Here is a 17,633-nt window from a genome sequence, read left to right as displayed (position 1 = left end):
CTGGAAGTGCATCGCGACGCGGTTACGCCTGCGTTGCCATCAAGTGTCTCACCCCCAATTATCCTCGCCGCGACCATTACTCGGTGGCCACGGTAGGTTCCTTCTCATGCGGGTTCATCTCTTCATGACCACGCGCGGATCGGGTGGCCGCGTTCGCCCCAGAACACGTACCACCGGCCTGCGGCGCGAACGATCGCGAGTTGCTTGTCGAGCGGCAATGGCTCCCGCGCCGGCCGTGCCAGTCCGAGGCGGGCAAGAAGTCCGCGCTTCGGCGGTTGCCGGACCGGACCATGCCCGGCCGCCGCGGCATCGGCGGCCTCCAGCAGGGCCTTGCCGTAACCGATCGCCGCGTCCGGCAGCTTGTGGTCCCAGGCGCCATCGATCAGGTCCTTGGCAAGGACGTCGCCGCACAGGCGCAGGAATTCGCCCCGGAAACTGGTTTCGTTCAATTCGTCATTGAGCGCGGCGTTGCTGTACGTGGGCAAGCCGTCCGACGTCAGCAGGTCGAGGACATGGTATCCGTGAAATTCGCGCAGGACGGCCGCAACCTCTTCCGGGGTGCGCGCGTTCTTCTCGGCGACGATCCAGTCGTCCGCTGCGGTGTCATGGCCGACGCGGGGGGCGCCAAGCCGCTCGTAGGGAGGAATGCTGATCTCGGCAAACCGCTCGATCTCCGCCTCGTTCAACCGATCGCCCCTGAACGCGCGATCGACCATCCGCCGCCATTCGGCCTCATGCCCGTCCCTGGCACAGCCCTCGACCACAAGATCCAGACCCACGGCAGATTCTCCTCTCGCTCCGCGTGCAGTATAACCAGCGGCGCATCTGCGGAGTCCAGCCGTGTCGTGACCGCAAACGGGCCCCGTGCGCGACGACGGCGCCGCGCGAGGGGGCGGGGCGCACCGGGGAACCGACGCTGCGACATATAAGCCCTGCCGGGCCAATAGACTGGAGTCGCTCGCCGGCTTGGGCAATGATCATGTCGTCAGACTTCCGCCGCAGCCGTCCGGGACGAGCCCGAACGTTGCCGGAAACCGGTGCATCTACAGTGTGCGCTGCAGCATGACGCAAGACAAACCTGCCCCTTTACTTAAGATGTGGACCGATGACATGGCGCGTAACATCCTGATCCTCGGAGCTTCCTACGGATCTCTGCTGGGCACCAAATTGCTGATGGCAGGTCACAACGTGACGCTCGTCTGCCGGCAGAAGACCGCGGATCTCATCAACAGCTCCGGAACCGAGGTCCGGATCAAGTTGCGCGACGAGGCCGAACACCGTTCGATCTTCTCGCGCGACCTGCCGGGCAAGCTCGACGCCGCGGCGCCGGAGGACATCGACGTCTCGCGCTACGATCTGGTCGGGCTGGCGATGCAGGAGCCGCAATACGCCAATCACACGATCCGGGTTCTGCTGATCAAGATCGCCGAGGCGAAGCTGCCCTGCGTGTCGATCATGAACATGCCGCCGCTGCCCTATCTGCGCCGCATCCCGGCGTTGAAGGACATGGCGCTCGACGAGGCCTATACCAATGCACAGGTGTGGGAGCGGTTCGAGCCCGGCCTGATGTCGCTGTGCTCGCCGGATCCGCAGGCCTTCCGCCCCGCCGACGAGCCGGCCAACGTGCTGCATGTCGGCTTGCCGACCAACTTCAAGGCGGCGGTGTTCGCGGACGAGGCGCACAACCGTCTGCTGCGCGAGCTCGAGGCCGACATCGACGCCGTGAAGCTCGACGGCAAGGATGTGCCGGTCAAGCTCAAGGTGTTCGACTCGCTGTTCGTGCCCCTGGCGAAGTGGTCGATGCTCCTGACCGGCAACTATCGCTGCATCACCGCCGGCGAGCCGAAGTCGATCCGCGATGCGGTGTGGGGGGATATCGAGGCCTCGCGCTCGGTCTACGAGCATGTGGACGCCATCGCGCGCCGTCTGGGCGCCGACCCGGAAGACCAGGTGCCCTTCGAGAAATATGCCAAGCAGCCGAAAGCCTGCTGAAGCCCTCGTCGGCGGCGCGCGCGGTGGCGAGCGGGGCCCCGTTCATCGAACGGGTGGACCTGATGGTCAAGCTGGTGGCCCATCAGCTCGGCATGCCCAATGCCGAGATCGACCGCACGGTCCAGACCGTCGACGGCCGGCTGAACGACACGATCCTCAGCGGCGGCTCGTTCGCGGCGTGACCATCCGGACGAGGCGGGTCGGGTCGCGCTCCTGCGTCCGGCCCGCGTCCGGGTTGGTGGACCTGCCTGCGGCGTGACATCCGCGCCGGTTCCAGAATTCGAGCATGTCCGAGCCGGCCAGGTTGTTTCGATCTGGCCGGCTCATGCGTTGAATCCGGTGTACCGGCGCAAGATCATCGGCCCGAAACACCGGCACCCCGGCCGCGCCATGCCGTCCTCCACCTTGGCCGGGACAAAAATCGCCGTTCCAGCGTCACGGCGTGAAACAACAAGCCGCGCCGATTGTTTACCTCCTCGACAGGGAGGTGCGCGTGAAGAAGCTGTTTGTTCTGTTGCTGGTCCTTATCGTGCTGGGCGCCGCCGGCGCCTTCGGCGTCGTCTACCTGTCGCGCCATGAAGCGACGGTGCCGATCGCCGAGACCTACGGACCGAACCCGACGCTGGCCGAGCCGCGTCCCGAATGGGTGCCGTCGGTGAATGTCGCCGAAGCGACGCCGTGGCCCGAAGGCACCATGCCGACGGCCGCCGAAGGCTTCGTCGTCAACGAATTTGCCGCCGGCCTCGATCATCCGCGCTGGCTGCACGTGCTGCCGAACGGCGACATTCTGGTGGCCGAAAGCAACGCGCCGCCCAAGCCGGAAGAAGGCTTCTCGATCCGCGGTTTCTTCATGAGCCTGTTCCAGAGCGAGGCGGGCGCCAGGACTGAAAGCGCCAATCGCATCTCGCTGCTGCGCGACGAGGACGGCGACGGCATCGCGGAAACGAAGACGGCCTTTCTCGCCGGCCTCAATTCGCCCTTCGGCATGGCCTATCTTGATGGCCGGCTCTATGTCGCCAACGCCGACGCCATCGTCGCCTTTCCCTACGAGGAGGGCGTGACCGAGATTTCCGCCGCGCCGCAGAAGATCGTCGACCTGCCCGCCGGCCGCAATCACCACTGGACCAAGGACGTGATTGCCAGCCCCGACGGCACGAAGCTCTACGCCACCGTCGGCTCGAACTCCAACGTCGCCGAAAACGGCATGGAGGAGGAAGAGGGCCGGGCCGCCGTGCACGAGATCGATCTTGCCACCGGCCAGATGCGTCTGTTTGCCTCCGGCCTGCGCAATCCCAACGGCCTCTCGTGGCAGCCGGACAGCGGCGAACTGTGGGTGGTCGTCAACGAGCGCGACGAGATCGGCCCCGACCTCGTGCCCGACTACATGACCTCGGTGCAGGACGGCGGCTTCTACGGCTGGCCCTACAGCTGGTACGGCCAGAATGTGGATGTGCGGGTCGATCCGCAGAATCCCGATCTGGTGGCGCGTGCCATCAAGCCGGACTATGCGCTCGGGCCCCACACCGCCTCGCTCGGCCTGACCTTCAACACCGGCGACCTGTTCGGCGCCGACATGAAGAACGGCGCCTTCGTCGGCCAGCATGGCTCGTGGAACCGGATTCCGCGCAGCGGCTACAAGGTGATCTTCGTGCCGTTCGCCAATGGCGAGCCCGCGGGACCCCCGCGCGACATCCTGACCGGCTTCCTGAGCCAGGACGAGAAGGCCCTGGGCCGCCCCGTGGGCGTGGCGGTCGACCGCAACGGCGCCCTGCTGGTCGCCGACGATGTGGGCAACAGAATCTGGCGCGTGGTGCCCTCGCGGTGACGCGTGCCTGATACATCGCATGAGTTGTGCGACTTTCAATCAAACAAAGGGAGGACCTGCCTCATGAAGACGACCATTGCCACGCTGGCCCTGTGCGCCGCCCTGCTCGCCGGTTGCGGCGAGAGCGACAACGACGACGCGTCGACGCCGACGGCCGGTGACGCGGCGCCCGAGACCACGACCGCTCCGGCGACGGACACGGCCCCGACCCCGCCGGCCGCCGATCCCGCACCGACGATGCCGGCCCCGACCTCGCCCACGCCCGAGACGGGCACCGGCGGCGACCTTCAGGAGAACCCGCCGGCCGGAACGACCCCGTCGCCGAGCACCCCGGCCCCCACCACGCCGTAAGTCGGTCGGGAGCGGTGCCGACAGGCCCGGTCAATCGGTCATGCAAATCATGCCGGCGCTACCCGATCGGGTGGCGCCGGCATTGTTCTGGGATCGGGGCGGGACGGACAAATCGCGGAAGGGGGAGGGTGCTTCTGGTCGTAACGCAGATGAATGGGTGCGCCCGGCCTCGTCCTTCGAGACAGCCCTGCGGGCGTCCTCAGGATGAGGCCTCCGCGATTTCAGCGTTCTGACTGCGGCGCTGCTCTTTGCCCTCATCCTGAGGAAGGCGCCAAGCGCCTGTCTCGAAGGACGAGGGCAAAGCCGCAGCATCTCCAGGTGAACAGGTCCGTGCCCTTCGACGTCAGATCTGGCGGAGGACCCTCACCGCGACGCATACCACGCCGCCGCCGCGGCGATCTCTTCGTCCGACAGCCGGCCGGCGATGGTTTCCATGAGGTGGGCGTAGGCCGTGCCGCCACGCCCGCCCTCATGAAGCTGCTTCAACTGCGCGACGAGGTAGCTCTCCGGCTGGCCGGCGAGGCGGGGAAACAGCGGATTGCGGCCGGTGTCGCCGTGGCAGCTGTCGCAGGCGGGCACACCCTTGGACGAGATCCCCTCGCGGACGATTGTCGCGCCATCGGGCGCGTCCTGCGATGAGGCTGATGCCGAGGGAACTGGCGTCGAAGGCGCGGAGGACGTTGAAGCCGGCACCTGCGCGGCATAATGGGCGGCGAGGCCGCGCAGCACCTCCTCGTCGAGCCCGGCTGTTGCGAACTGCATCGGCCCGCTCTCGCGCTTGCCCTCGGCAAAGGCCTTCAGGCTTGCGGCAAGATAGGCCTCGCTCTGGCCGGCAAGGCGCGGGAAGCGCCGCCGTCATCATCCCCGTTCCGGCCATGGCAGCGGGCGCAGTTGATCAGCGCGGCCTCCACGCTGCCCGCCATCGACAGGTCGGCCGGGATCGGCGCGACGTCGCCGAAGGCGAGCGCCTCGTAGCGCTCCGGCTCCATGCCGGGCAGTGCCTTGAGGAAGGCGACCATCGCCCAGACCTCGTCGTCGCGCGTCTGAGAGATCCACGCCGCATCGCCGTGTACTTGATGCCGTGCTTGACGATCCAGAACAGCGCTTCGTCCGACCAGATCTCGGCGGCCCGGTCGAGCTTGGGCACGGGCGGCGTCATCCGGCTCGGCAGGCGCCGCTCGGGGCGCAGCGGCGAGCCATGGCAGAAGGCGCAGCTTTGCTCGTAGTGGCCGGCGGCCTGGCGGACGAGGGCGGGGTCGTCGAGGTTGACCTGCGGCGGCTCGACGAAGCGCGCGCGCAGTTCCACCGAATTCCCCATCACCCAGTGCAGGGCCCAGTTGGTGATGGCCCAGTGTCCCGAGGAGGCGGCGACGTTGAAGAGGCCGGACCACGCATAGAGGGCGCCGAGAACAAGGAGGCCGGCAAGGCCGATCAGCCCGCGTTTCAGGGTGATCCTCATCGGGCGTCTCCGGTTGTCGTTTCGGGGAGGCGCAGGATGCGCGCCATCAGCACGAGGCCACCGGTCAGGTAGGAGGCGCCGCCGACGAGCAGCATGATGATGCCGCCCGCCTGCTGGTCGGCGAGCACCGTCGCGGGATCGGCGCCGTGGCCCCCATGATCGTAGAGCGACCGTCCGGCGAAGGAGAGCAGGGCGCCGAGCAGGGTCATGTGGATCGAGGTGACGAGCAGACCGATGGTGCCCTGCAGGCTGCGCCCCTCGCGGTCGCGGGCGGCATGGCCGAGGCAGGCGGTCCAGACGAGCAGGCCGGAGGCGAAGAAGGTCGCCTGTTCGGCGGCAAAGGCGGGACCGCCGCCGCGCGCAAGCTCGTGGAGGGCCGGCACGTGCCAGCCCCAGACGACGACGAGTTCGACAAAGGAGGCGAGCAGCGGCCCGAGCAGCACCGGATGGCGCGGCGTCGGATCGAAGCGTGAGCCGGCAATGCCGATGGCGATCAGCGGCGCGGCGACCGCGACGACCCCCATGTGCAGCGTCATGTGCGCGGCGAAGGCGTGGCCCGCATGGCCCGTCAGCGGTCCGGCCCACAGGAAGGCAAGCAGGAGAAAGCCGGCGGCGGGGCAGGCGAGGCGTGCCATCACCGGCAGTCCGCGATGAACAGCGCTGGCAGCGCCACGAAGATCACGCCGATCGCGCTGACGCCGCAGATCAGCAGCGTCGCAAATCCGAGAAAATGCTGGCGGTCCTCGTCGGTCGGTTCGTTGTGGGGCGGCATGTCGTCGCCGAATCCCCAGTGGCGGTGCGCCTGCACCGCAGCGGCGGCGATCAGTCCGAGGGCGACGGCCGTCGCTCCGGCGATGATCCAGCGGACAGAGTCGAGGTCGGCGGTGTTGCCGGTCTTGGCGCAGACCACGGCGGCGAGCACGTAGGCAACCATGAAATGCATCGCCCACACCGTCGGCGGCGTGATCAGGGTCCAGAGATTGGCCGTCTCCCGGCGGAACAGCATGACCGTCTCCTCACGTTGCAAGCGGGAAGAGGGCGATCACCAGCATGGTGACCGCCATGGAGAGTGCGGCGAAGTGCCAGTAGAGCACGACATTCTGCAGGTCGATGTCGTGAACGGCGGTCAGCTTGCGGGCAAGGCTGCGGGCAAGGCAGTAGAGCTGCATGATGACGCCGACGCCGTTGTGCACGGCCACCCAGAGCGCCAGCACCCAGACGGTGGCGTCGTAGACGTCACGCGTCGGCTCCAGTCCCGTCGCCCAGGGCGCGGCGATCGCGGCCGCGCCGCCAGCGGCGGCGAGCATGGTGGAGACCCCGAGCGAGAGACGGGACGCAGAGAGCTTGTCGGCGCTGTTGAACCGGCGTGCGAGCAGCATCAGCAGCCAGGCGACCAGGGTCGCGCCGAGCGCCAGCATGGGCCAGAGCAGCCCGGGACCGGGGGCGTCGGGACGGGGAAAATCGCTCTGGATCGTCCAGTAGAAGAAGTAGCTGAAGATGAGGCTGGCGAAGGCGGTGCTGTCGCCCATCATGGTGATGAACATCGCCCACCAGCCCACCGACTTCGACCCCGAGGCGTAGAGCGGAAGGGTCACGCCCATGCCGGCATCCTTCTCCGGCTTTTCCGGGATCACCGCCGTGCCGGTCCACAGCCAGTAGAGGATCGCGGCAAGGCCCAGCACGCCGGAGACGATCGCCGTGATCCAGAAGTGGAAGGTGGTGGCAATGAAGGCACCGCCGACGAAGATCGCCGCGATCATCGGGACGAAGGAGTTGGATGGCACCCGCAGCACCTGGATCGCGTCGCATCGAGAACGCCGGTCACCAGCGTCTCGCGCTTGCCCTCCTTGGCATCGGGCAGGAAGTAGCGGCCCTCGTCGATGTTCCTGAGGATGTCCTTCTGGTCCCACAGCGGATAGCGGCCGGTGATCGGCGGCACGGAGCGGATGCCCCAGGCTCCTCCGGATCGCCGGCCACCCATTCGAGCGTGCCGGCGTTCCACGGGTTGCGGCCGGCCCGCTCGTGCGCCTTCTTGGGGCGGAAGATGTCGAAGCAGAGCACCAGGACGCCGGCGGCCATGATGTAGGCGCCGATCGTCGAGACGAGATTGAGCCAGTCCCAGCCGAGATTGTCCGGATAGGTGAACACCCGGCGCGGCATGCCGCGCAGGCCTGTAAAGTGCATCGGCAGGAAGGCGATGTTGAAGCCGGAGAACATCAGCCAGAAGGCCCATTTCCCGAGCCGGGCCGACAGCATGTAGCCCCTGACGAAGGGGTAGAAGTAGTAGAGGCCGGCGATCAGCGGGAAGAACATGCCGCCGATCAGCGTGTAGTGGAGATGGGCGACGACGAAATGGCTGTCGTGGACCTGCCAGTCGAAGGGCGCGATCGCCACCATCACCCCGGTGAGGCCGCCGAAGACGAAGATCGCCAGCGCGCCGGTGGCGTAGAGCATCGGCACCGAGAAGATCACCCGGCCGGCGAGCAGGGTGGCGATGAAGACGAAGATCTGCACCCCGGTGGGGATCGCGACCGCCTCGGATGCCGCCGAGAAGAAGCCGAGCGAGATCGCCGGCAGCCCGGTCGTGAACATGTGGTGGGCCCAGAGCCCGAAGGACAGGAAGCCCGTGCCGACCGCGGCGAGCACGATCCAGCCGTAGCCGACGATCGGGCGCTGGGCGAAGGTCGGCACGATCATCGCCAGCAGCGCGATCGCCGGCAGGAACACGATGTAGACCTCGGGATGGCCGAAGATCCAGAACAGGTGCTGCCACAGGATCGGATCACCGCCGCGCGCCGGATCGAAGAACGGCCAGTCGAGCAGGCGTTCCATCTCGAACAGGATGTCGCCGGCGATCAGCGGCGGAAAGGCGAACAGGATCATGCCGGCGACGATCAGCATGTACCAGCAGTAGAGCGGCATCAGGTTGATGCGCATCCCGGGCGGCCGGCATTTCAGCACGCCGACGATCAGTTCCACCGCCGCGGCGATCGAGGCCACCTCGATGAACGACAGGCCGAGCATCCAGATGTCGGCGCCGATGCCGGACAGCTCCGGATCGGTGGTGAGTGGCGGATACATGAACCAGCCGCCGTCGGGCGCGGCATTGAAGAAGATCGAGCCGCCGACGAAGACGCCGCCGATGAGAAAGCACCAGTAGCCGAAGGCGGACAGGCGTGGGAAGGGCAGGTCGCGTGCGCCCAGCATCTGCGGCAGGATCAGGATCGCCACCGCCTCGAAGATCGGCACGGCGAACAGGAACATCATCATCGTGCCGTGCAGCGTGAACAGCTGGTTGTAGAGCCCGGCCGAGACGAAATCGTTGTCGGGAACGGCGAGCTGCGTGCGTACAAGCAGCGCCAGCACCCCGGCAAACAGGAAGAACACGAAGGCGGTGACCGTGTACCAGACGCCGATCTCGGTGTTGTTGACCGCCGACCAGTAGCGCCAGCCGCGCGGGGTTTCCCACGCCTTGCGCAGCCGGTCGGCTTCGGCGTCCATGCGGGCCCGGTCGCGCGGATCGTCCGGCATGTCGGAGGGATTGGTCATTCGAGGCCTCCGAGCCAGGCGGCAAGTGCGGCGAGATCGTCTTCGGGGAGCATCGGGAAGGCCGGCATGCGCGCGCCCGGCTTGATCCTGTCCGTCTCGGCGACAAAGCGGGCGATGGCGTCGGGCTGGTTCGGCAGGATGCCGGCGCCGAGGCTTTCCCGCCCGCCGAGATGGGTGAGATCCGGCCCGATGCGGCCTGCCGCCTCGGTCCCGCGCACGGTGTGGCAGGCGCTGCAGCCGCTGGCCATGAACACCTCGCGGCCACGGGCATTGCCGGACGGAACGGCATCAGCCGCCTCGCGCTCGATCCAGGCCGCGAAGGCCTCCGGCTCCATCACCACGGCCGTCATCGCCATCAGCGAGTGGCTGGAGCCGCAGAACTCTGCGCAGGCACCCCGGTAGATGCCGGGCCGTTCCGGCTTCAGCATCTGCCGGGTCGTGCGGCCCGGGATCATGTCGGTCTTGCCGGCAAGCGCCGGGATCCAGAAGGAGTGGATGACGTCGGCGGTGCCGAGCACCACTTCGACGGTGGCGCCGGCCGGCATGCGCAACTCGTTGGCGGAGGGAACGACGCGCCCGTCGGGCAGGCGGTACTCGACGCGCCACCAGAACTGCTCGCCGGTGACGGCGATGGTGAGGTCGCCGTCGCTCGTCCGCAATTCCGGCATCAGGCGCAGGCCGTAGACGAGAAGGGCCGTGAGCACCACCGTGGGAAACACCACGCCGGCGCCGATGATCAGCCGCAGGGCGGTGCGTTCGCTGACCGGCGTTTTCTTGAGGCGGCTGGCATAGACCGCGAGGCTGATGACGAGACACCAGATCACGGCCGCGCCGATCAGCATCACCCAGAACAGATCGGCGATGCGGGTGGCGGCGATGCCGGCGGGATCGAGCATTGACTGCATGCCGGAGCAGCCGCCGAGAAGGACGGCAAGACACGGCGCGCGCGCGGGGATGCGGCGCGGACGGCGGGCCTCACGGCGGTTGGTTGCAACGGTAGCCCCCGCCATTCCGGCTCCAGGAATTCGTGGTCGGCCATGCAACCATGGCCCTCGACGCGGATCATGTCCGGTGGATGTCCGCCAGCCCGACGGACAGGACGCAAACTCGGCCGAAAGGGAATTGTTCCGGCATCGGCGCTGCCTCGGCAAATACGTCCGCCGGAAACCGTCTGTGGCGGAACAATGGCCGCCCCCGAGGATTGGGAATGCGCGTGGCGGGTTCCCTCCGGACCCGGGGGCAGGGCTTGGGCAAAGCCGAGCGTGCGCCATGGCCGGGTTCGTCCCGCGTCATGCGTTGAGGCGGGCCACCGCTTCCGCCGGTTCTCCCGCCGGCCACGCACAGGGCATCCCGGCCCGCATTCCTGTTCCGGTCGCCCTTTTGAGGCGGCCGACATTTCAGTTCGGAAGGACGACGATGATCATCGCCGCAACATCCCTGCTTCTGGGGCTTCTGGGCCTTGCGCTCGCCGTCGGCGGCGCCTGGTTGATGGTGCTGGGAGGGAGCCTGTTCTACCTCTTCGCCGGCATCATGTTCCTCGCCACCGCCGTGCTGCTGTGGCGGCGCAGTTCGGCCGCCCTGCTGCTCTACGGGGTGTTCGTGAACATCGCGCTGGTCTGGGCGCTCTGGGAGGTGGGGCTCGACTGGTGGCAGCTTGGTCCGCGCGGCGGCCTGATCATCGTCGTGGGCCTGTGGCTGCTGATGCCCTGGATCCGTTCGGGGCTCGAGCGGGAGGAATTCCGGCGGGCCAATCCCTGGCCGCTGGTCATTCCGCTCGTGATCGCGATTGCCGTCGCCGTCGGCTCGATGGTCAACGATCCGCACGACACGGCCGGCGAGCTTCCGACCGATCGCCTTGCCTCCGCCCCGTTCGGCGGCGACGTTCCGGACGGCGAATGGCACCAGTATGGCCGCACGACCTATGGCCAGCGCTTCTCGCCGCTCGATCAGGTGACGCCGGAGAATGTGGCGACCCTCGAGGTCGCCTGGCAGTACCAGACCGGCGACGTGAAGCTGCCGCAGGACGTGACCGAGACCACCTATCAGGTGACGCCGCTCAAGGTCGGCGACTCGCTCTTCATCTGCACCCCGCACAACTGGGCGATCGCGATCGATCCGGCGACCGGCGAGGAGAAATGGAAGTTCGATCCGAACGCCGGCCTCAATCCCGACCGCCAGCACCAGACCTGCCGCGGCGTGACCTACTGGGCCGATCCGGACGCCGAGGCCGGCAGTGCCTGTGCCACCCGCGTCTACCTGCCGACCTCCGACGCGCGGCTGATCGCGCTTGATGCCGCCAGCGGCGAGATCTGCCCGAGCTTTGCCGAGGGCGGCACGCTGCAGCTGGAGCGGGGCATGGAATACAACCCGGCCGGCTACTACTATTCGACGTCGCCGCCGGTCGCGATCGACGGCAAGCTGATCATCGGCGGCGCGGTCAACGACAACTTCTCGGTCCAGTCCCAGTCGGGCGTGATCCGCGCCTTCGACATCCGCACCGGCGAACTGGTGTGGAACTGGGATTCGGGCAATCCGGACGAGACGGCGCCTATCGGTCCGGACGAGACCTACACCACCAACTCGCCCAACAGCTGGTCGGTGTTCAGCGCCGATCCGGCGCTCGGCCTCGTCTACATTCCGCTCGGCAACCAGGTGCCCGACCAGCTCGGCATGGGCCGCAGCGAGGCGGTGGAGCGCTTCTCCTCGTCGATCGTGGCGCTCGATGTCGCGACGGGCGAGGTGCGCTGGGTGCGCCAGACCGTGCACCACGACCTGTGGGACATGGACGTGCCGGCCCAGCCGGTGCTGTTCGACATGACCCGCGAGGACGGCACCGTGGTGCCGGCGCTGGTCGGCCCGACCAAGCAGGGCGACATCTACGTGCTCGACCGGCGCAGCGGCGAGCCGATCATCCCGGTTCGCGAGGAGCCCGCTCCCACCGGCGCGATCCCCGAGGACTTCACGGCGCCGACCCAGCCGGTCTCCGACCTCACCTTCTCGCCGCCGCCGCTGGAAGAAAGCGACATGTGGGGCATCACGCTCATCGACCAGATGATGTGCCGCATCCAGTTCCACCAGCTGCGCTACGAGGGCCGCTACACGCCGCCGTCGCTGGAAGGCACCCTCGTCTATCCCGGCAACTTCGGCACCTTCAACTGGGGCAGCGTCGCGGTCGATCCGGAACGCCAGGTGATGTTCGGCATGCCGACCTATCTCGCCTTCACCTCGCGTCTGGTGCCGCGCGCCGACATCCCGCCGAAGGGCGCGGACGAGACGGCGAGCGAGCAGGGCCTGAACCGCAACGAGGGCGCGCCCTACGGCGTGTTCATGGGCCCGTTCCTCGGCCCGCTCGGCGTGCCCTGCCAGGCCCCGCCGTGGGGCTACGTCGCGGGTGTCGACCTGACGTCCGGCGAGATTGCCTACCGCCACAAGAACGGCACCGTCTACGACATGACGCCGCTGCCGCTGCCCTTCGAGCTCGGCGTGCCGGGCATCGGCGGACCGCTGCTGACCCGCGGCGGCGTCGCCTTCCTCGGTGCGGCGGTGGACAACTACCTGCGCGCCTATGACGTGACCACCGGCGAACAGCTCTGGGAGGCCCGCCTCCCGGCCGGCGGCCAGTCGACGCCGATGACCTACACGCAGGATGGCGAGCAGTATGTGGTGATGGTCGCCGGCGGCCACGGCTCGGTCGGCACCAAGCCGGGCGACTACGTGATCGCTTACAAGGTGCCCTGACCGGGTTGTCCGGCGAAACGTCCGCCGCCTTGCAGGCGGCGGACATGACCGACAGTCCGGACGCCGCAAGGTTGTCATCGGCAACTCAGCCTGTCAGGTTACACCACCATGCGTAGAGCCGGCGCGGCGAGAAGCGTCTCCCCGGCCGTCAGGGAAGGCATTCAAATGGCGACGATCACCATCACCGGGACCGGAACATCGCCGGTCGGATTCACTCAGGACAGGTTCTTCAGCTTCTTCATCAACCCTGAGGACAAGGGCGACATTTCGGCAAGCCCGACGCTGATCGTCGCGGAGCATAGCCCGACGCCCTCGACGCATCCGGCCTCTCCGCAAAGCGCGGAATTCGTAGGCACCGGCATGGACAACGAGGTAACCAGCGTCTGGGGGCGTGGGGTTGACGAGCTGCCGTGGCCGAGTTCCGGCACCGTGACCAGCATCACCGTGAACTTCCTCAACGGCAGCATCGTCTGGGAGGGCAGCTATTCCGGCGCCGGAATTGACCAGCGGGCGGCGGCCTACGAGTTCAACAACGACGACGACCTTGCCGATTTCAAGGCGTTCATGTTCGACGCGACCAACACGTTGATCATCGACGCCAATATCGGCTCCGTGAGCGGATTTGACGGGGACGACACGTTCCTGTTCACCGCGGCTTCGAACAACAGCGTCAATATATTCGGAGGGGCCGGCTACGACACCGCCACCTTCCAGCAGCTCGGGCGCGGCTTCGAAGCCGTCTGGCACAGCACCGGCGTTGAGATGCTGGTCGGATCGTCCCGCGACGACATCCTCTATGCCTTGCCCGAGCGCTTCGACGAGGATCTTTCGGCCTATGTCTTCGTGTCCGGCCAGTCGGCCGTCTACGGCGGCAGCGGCGACGACGTCATCCATGGCAGTCTCGTCGGCGACGAGCTGTTCGGCAGCAAGGGCAACGACATCATCTACGGCGACTCCGATCGCAGTGGCGATACCGCCGGCGAGGGATCGACGGCGGACGACATCCGCGGCGGCAGCGGCGATGACATCATCCACGGCGGCGGCGGCAACGACGACATCCGTGGCGGCAGCGGGGATGACGTGATCGCGGGCGGGCTCGGCGCCGATGGGCTCAATGGCGGCAGCGGTGCGGACCGCTTCGTCTTCCGCACGCTGGCCGACAGCCCGGCGGCCGGACGCGACCGGATCCTCGAGTTCGACATCGACGGCGGCGACGTCATCGATCTCTCGCAGATTGACGCCAACAGCAACCTTGATGGCAACCAGGCCTTCACCTTCCTCGGCACCGGCAGCTACACCGGCGCGGGCGGTGAATTGCGCGTCAGCTACCGCGACACCGGCGATGCCGTCGTCACGGTCGACGTGGACGGCGACGGGTCCGGCGATCTCAACATCCTGCTGCGCGGCATCACCGACGCCAACCAGCTGACGGCCGGCGACTTCGTCCTGTAAGCGGGCGCGGGACACCCCGCGCCCGGGCATCATGCGTTGGCATCATGCCTTACTCTTCCGGCACATAGGCCCGCCAGTCATGCTCCTCGACGAAACCGAGCATGCGGCGGGCCTTCGCGTTCGAGATCGGCGCCTCGCGCGCGCCCATCGGCCGGGTGATCGGGGTGCCGGGCGCCCAACGCTTCAGGAAGTCCTCGGTCGGCTCGCGGGCGGTGATGGTGTCGTTGACCGCGTTGAACACCTGGAAGCCGAGACCGTCGGTTTCCAGCGCGCGGTGGACGATCTGGCCGAGGTCGCGGGCGTCGATGTAGCTCCAGGCATTGCGCTTGCGCGAGAGCGGATCCTTGAAAAACCCCGGAAACATCCCGTATTCGTGCGGCTCGATCACGTTGCCGATCCGCAGCGCATAGATGTCGCGTCTGAAGCGCATGGCAAAGGCGCGCGCGGTCTTCTCGTTGACCACCTTGGAGAGGCCGTAGCTGTCCATCGGGTCGACGTCATAGTCCTCGTCCAGCGGAAACTGGTGGTAGTCCGTATCGCCCTCGGCAAAGCAGACGCCATAGGTGGTCTCGCTGGAGGCGATGATCACCTTGGGAATGCCGAGCTTCATCGCCGCCTCGATCACGTTGTAGGTGCCGAGGGTGTTGACGCGGAAGGTCTCGTTGTCCGGCCGGATCAGGATGCGCGCGATCGCGGCGAAATGGACCACCGCGTCGACCGGCCCGGGCGCCGCGCCGTTCTCGAGGCCGACGAAGTCGAAATGGCTGGTCAGCGCGTTCATCACCTGTCCGCCGTCGGTGACGTCGGTGAGCAGCGTCGGCACGCCCGGGCAGTCGAGCGGGGCGAGGTCGAGGTTGAGAATGCTGTGGCCCTGCGCCTTGAGCCACGGAATCACGTGGCGGCCAGCCTTGCCGGTGCCGCCGGTGAAAGCGATGCGCTTGCCCATGGAGATCTCCTGTCGTCCGGAAGCAGAACCGCCCGCGGCGCGTCGGCCACGGGCGGCGAAAGGTCTAACGCATGATATGGAGCAGGGGGCCGCTCACGCCACGTCGAACTTGACGCCCTGCGCCAGCGGCAGGCTGCGGCCGTAGTTGATGGTGTTGGTGGCGCGGCGCATGTAGGCCTTCCAGGCGTCGGAGCCGCTCTCGCGGCCGCCGCCGGTCTCCTTCTCGCCGCCGAAGGCGCCGCCGATCTCGGCGCCGGACGGGCCGATGTTGACGTTGGCGATGCCGCAGTCGGAGCCGCGGTCGGAGAGGAAGGCCTCGGCCTCGCGGATGTCGTTGGTGAAGATCGACGACGACAGGCCCTGCGGCACGGCGTTGTGCAGCGCGAGCGCCTCGTCGAAATCGGAATAGCGCATCACGTAGAGGATCGGCGCGAAGGTTTCCTCCTCCACCGGGCCGCACTGGGCGGGCATCTCGACCAGCGCCGGGCGCACGTAGAAGGCGTCGGGGGCGTCCGCTTCCAGCGCGCGCTCGCCGCCGGTCACGGTGCCGCCCTGGCTACGTGCCGCGTCGAGGGCGCGCTGCATGCGCTCGAAGGCGGCGCCGTCGATCAGCGGGCCGATCAGCGTGCCGGCCTCGAGCGGGCTGCCGATCGTCACCGACCCGTAGGCTTTTTGCAGGCGCGGCACGAGCGCGTCGTAGACGCTGTCGTGGACGAACAGGCGGCGCAGGCTGGTGCAGCGCTGGCCGGCGGTGCCCATGGCCGAGAAGGCGACGCCGCGCAGGGTCAGGTCGAGATCCGCGCTGGGGGCGACGATGGCGGCATTGTTGCCGCCGAGCTCGAGGATCGCGCGGGCAAAGCGCCCGGCAAGGCGCGGGCCGACGGCGCGGCCCATGGTGGTGGAGCCGGTGGCCGACACCAGCGGCACCTTCGGATGGTCGACCAGCACCTCGCCGAGATCGCGGCCGCCGAGGATGAGTCCGGCGAGACCCGCGGGTGCCGTGCCGCCGCCGGCGGCAAAGCGGGCGAGCGCCTTCTCGAACAGGGCGGTGGTGGCAAGCGCCGTCAGCGGCGTCTTTTCCGACGGCTTCCACACCACGGCATTGCCGCAGACCAGCGCGAGCGCCGCGTTCCACGACCAGACGGCGACGGGGAAGTTGAAGGCCGAGATGATGCCGACGACGCCGAGCGGATGCCAGGTTTCCATCATCCGGTGCTCGGCGCGCTCGGTGGCGATGGTAAGACCGTAGAGCTGGCGCGACAGGCCGACGGCGAAGTCGCAGATGTCGATCATCTCCTGCACCTCGCCGAGGCCCTCGGACACGATCTTGCCGACTTCGAGCGAGACGAGGCGACCGAGCGCGGCCTTGCCGGCGCGCAGTTCCTCGCCGAACAGGCGCACGAGTTCGCCGCGCTGGGGCGCGGGCACCAGCCGCCAGGCAAGGAAGGCCTCATGGGCGGCGGCGATGGTCGCGGCGGTGCCGGCGGCGTCATCCTCGGCGACCCGGCCGATCTCGCTGCCGTCCACCGGCGAGCGCACCTTCAGGGTGCCGCCAGCAAAGCGCGCCTCGGCAACGCCGAGGTCGAGCAGCAGGCCACGGGTTTCGCGGGGGAGGTCGAGGTCGGAAAGGCTCATCGTCGTCATCCGGATCGTGCGGGGGCTGGTCAGGCCTTGGTACGTCACGCCGCGACGCGCGTCGAGCCCCGAGGGTCAGACGGACGCTGGCCGATCCGGAAATATGCATGCACATCTGCCGACAGAATGCGATCCTGCGCGCGTCTTGCCTGTCTCCTGCGCAGGCAGCCACCCTGCCACCGGCGCCGGATGCGACGTCGGCACCGGATGTCCGACGGATCGTGGCGCCCGAAGCCGGCTCAGGCTGTGGCTGCCGCCGCGTCCTTCATCTCGCCGGCGACCCGGCCATAGACCTCGAGCCAGGCATCCTCGATGTCGGTGGTCCAGCCGTCGCCGAGTGCGGCCGCGACCGTGTGGAGCAGGGCGGCGCCGACGAGATCATAATGCTCGTCACGCACTCCGTAGCCGACATGCCGGGCGCCAAGGCTCCGGATCGTCGGCCGCATCAGGTCGAAGTGGTGCAGGTTGTCGACCGCCGCCTCGATCATCTTCATCAACTTGATCTTCTGGCCGGACATGTCGTGCGGAAACAGGGGGCGCAGGGCGGGCGTCATCGAGAAGAGGTGCGCGTAGAACACATTGGCGACGACGCCGACCGACGGCTGGATCTCACGAAAGCTGTCCTGAACAAGCCGGATTTCTTCGGGAGTCATATGCCAACCTTTCGAAGATCGCTGTAGCAGGAC

At 67.8% G+C, this 17,633-nt stretch carries 14 protein-coding genes and 2 pseudogenes; 5 read left to right on the top strand and 11 right to left on the bottom strand.

The features are described 5' to 3' along the window. Positions 1 to 122 precede the first annotated feature (122 nt). The gene (locus A6302_RS05725; protein WP_069306239.1) at positions 123 to 779 is read right to left on the bottom strand and encodes a hypothetical protein; all 657 of its coding nucleotides are present in this window, start codon (positions 777 to 779) and stop codon (positions 123 to 125) included. A 331-nt stretch (positions 780 to 1,110) separates the two neighbouring features. Between A6302_RS05725 and A6302_RS05720 the strand changes: the two are divergent. From A6302_RS05720 to A6302_RS22735, 3 genes and pseudogenes are all read left to right on the top strand, one after another. Beyond that, positions 1,111 to 2,174: pseudogene (locus A6302_RS05720) on the top strand (ketopantoate reductase family protein). 311 nt (positions 2,175 to 2,485) lie between these two features. Next, positions 2,486 to 3,817 (top strand): PQQ-dependent sugar dehydrogenase, encoded by a 1,332-nt coding sequence (locus A6302_RS05715; RefSeq protein WP_069306244.1) that lies wholly within the window; start codon positions 2,486 to 2,488, stop codon positions 3,815 to 3,817. A 63-nt stretch (positions 3,818 to 3,880) separates the two neighbouring features. Next, positions 3,881 to 4,168, top strand: a complete 288-nt coding sequence (locus A6302_RS22735; RefSeq protein WP_069306238.1) for a hypothetical protein — start codon at positions 3,881 to 3,883, stop codon at positions 4,166 to 4,168. A 363-nt stretch (positions 4,169 to 4,531) separates the two neighbouring features. Here A6302_RS22735 and A6302_RS24180 read toward each other — a convergent pair whose 3' ends face one another. The 6 genes and pseudogenes from A6302_RS24180 to coxB form a co-directional block, all read right to left on the bottom strand. Beyond that, complete coding sequence (locus tag A6302_RS24180; protein ID WP_245293934.1) at positions 4,532 to 4,930, bottom strand: c-type cytochrome; 399 nt, start codon at positions 4,928 to 4,930, stop codon at positions 4,532 to 4,534. Positions 4,931 to 5,063: 133 nt separating this feature from the next. Next, entirely contained in the window at positions 5,064 to 5,627 is a 564-nt protein-coding gene (locus A6302_RS24175) for a c-type cytochrome (RefSeq protein ID WP_245293933.1), read from the bottom strand. Next, a complete protein-coding gene (locus tag A6302_RS05700) occupies positions 5,624 to 6,262 on the bottom strand; it encodes a cytochrome c oxidase assembly protein (protein ID WP_069306237.1) in 639 nt (212 codons plus the stop codon). Before A6302_RS05700 ends, A6302_RS24175 begins: the two co-directional genes overlap by 4 nt. Then, complete coding sequence (locus tag A6302_RS05695) at positions 6,262 to 6,633, bottom strand: hypothetical protein (RefSeq protein WP_069306236.1); 372 nt, start codon at positions 6,631 to 6,633, stop codon at positions 6,262 to 6,264. Before A6302_RS05695 ends, A6302_RS05700 begins: the two co-directional genes overlap by 1 nt. Before the next feature lie 10 nt (positions 6,634 to 6,643). Continuing rightward, a pseudogene (gene ctaD, locus A6302_RS05690) lies at positions 6,644 to 9,128 on the bottom strand (cytochrome c oxidase subunit I). Between the two features lie 44 nt (positions 9,129 to 9,172). Next, the gene (gene coxB, locus A6302_RS05685) at positions 9,173 to 10,072 is read right to left on the bottom strand and encodes a cytochrome c oxidase subunit II (protein ID WP_342586222.1); all 900 of its coding nucleotides are present in this window, start codon (positions 10,070 to 10,072) and stop codon (positions 9,173 to 9,175) included. Between the two features lie 520 nt (positions 10,073 to 10,592). Here coxB and A6302_RS05680 point away from each other — a divergent pair. Continuing rightward, positions 10,593 to 12,914, top strand: coding sequence for a glucose/quinate/shikimate family membrane-bound PQQ-dependent dehydrogenase (locus tag A6302_RS05680; protein ID WP_069306234.1), 2,322 nt, complete (start codon positions 10,593 to 10,595; stop codon positions 12,912 to 12,914). Positions 12,915 to 13,129: 215 nt separating this feature from the next. Here A6302_RS05680 and A6302_RS22730 read toward each other — a convergent pair whose 3' ends face one another. Next, the gene (locus A6302_RS22730) at positions 13,130 to 13,354 is read right to left on the bottom strand and encodes a hypothetical protein (protein WP_169833507.1); all 225 of its coding nucleotides are present in this window, start codon (positions 13,352 to 13,354) and stop codon (positions 13,130 to 13,132) included. Here A6302_RS22730 and A6302_RS05675 point away from each other — a divergent pair. Next, a complete protein-coding gene (locus A6302_RS05675; RefSeq protein ID WP_169833506.1) occupies positions 13,344 to 14,366 on the top strand; it encodes a calcium-binding protein in 1,023 nt (340 codons plus the stop codon). The two genes, A6302_RS22730 and A6302_RS05675, sit on opposite strands and share 11 nt — an antisense overlap. 49 nt (positions 14,367 to 14,415) lie before the next feature. Here A6302_RS05675 and A6302_RS05670 read toward each other — a convergent pair whose 3' ends face one another. The 3 genes from A6302_RS05670 to A6302_RS05660 form a co-directional block, all read right to left on the bottom strand. After that, the gene (locus tag A6302_RS05670; protein WP_069306232.1) at positions 14,416 to 15,312 is read right to left on the bottom strand and encodes an NAD-dependent epimerase/dehydratase family protein; all 897 of its coding nucleotides are present in this window, start codon (positions 15,310 to 15,312) and stop codon (positions 14,416 to 14,418) included. 93 nt (positions 15,313 to 15,405) lie between these two features. Then, positions 15,406 to 16,947: an L-piperidine-6-carboxylate dehydrogenase gene (gene amaB / locus A6302_RS05665; protein ID WP_069306243.1), complete on the bottom strand. Its 1,542-nt coding sequence runs from the start codon at positions 16,945 to 16,947 to the stop codon at positions 15,406 to 15,408. A 239-nt stretch (positions 16,948 to 17,186) separates the two neighbouring features. Then, a complete protein-coding gene (locus A6302_RS05660; RefSeq protein ID WP_069306231.1) occupies positions 17,187 to 17,600 on the bottom strand; it encodes a globin family protein in 414 nt (137 codons plus the stop codon). Between the last annotated feature and the right edge of the window lie 33 nt (positions 17,601 to 17,633).

Source organism: Methylobrevis pamukkalensis (assembly GCF_001720135.1).
In the GTDB taxonomy this organism is placed as follows: Bacteria; Pseudomonadota; Alphaproteobacteria; order Rhizobiales; family Pleomorphomonadaceae; genus Methylobrevis; species Methylobrevis pamukkalensis.
This window is presented reverse-complemented; position numbering and strand designations above follow the sequence as displayed.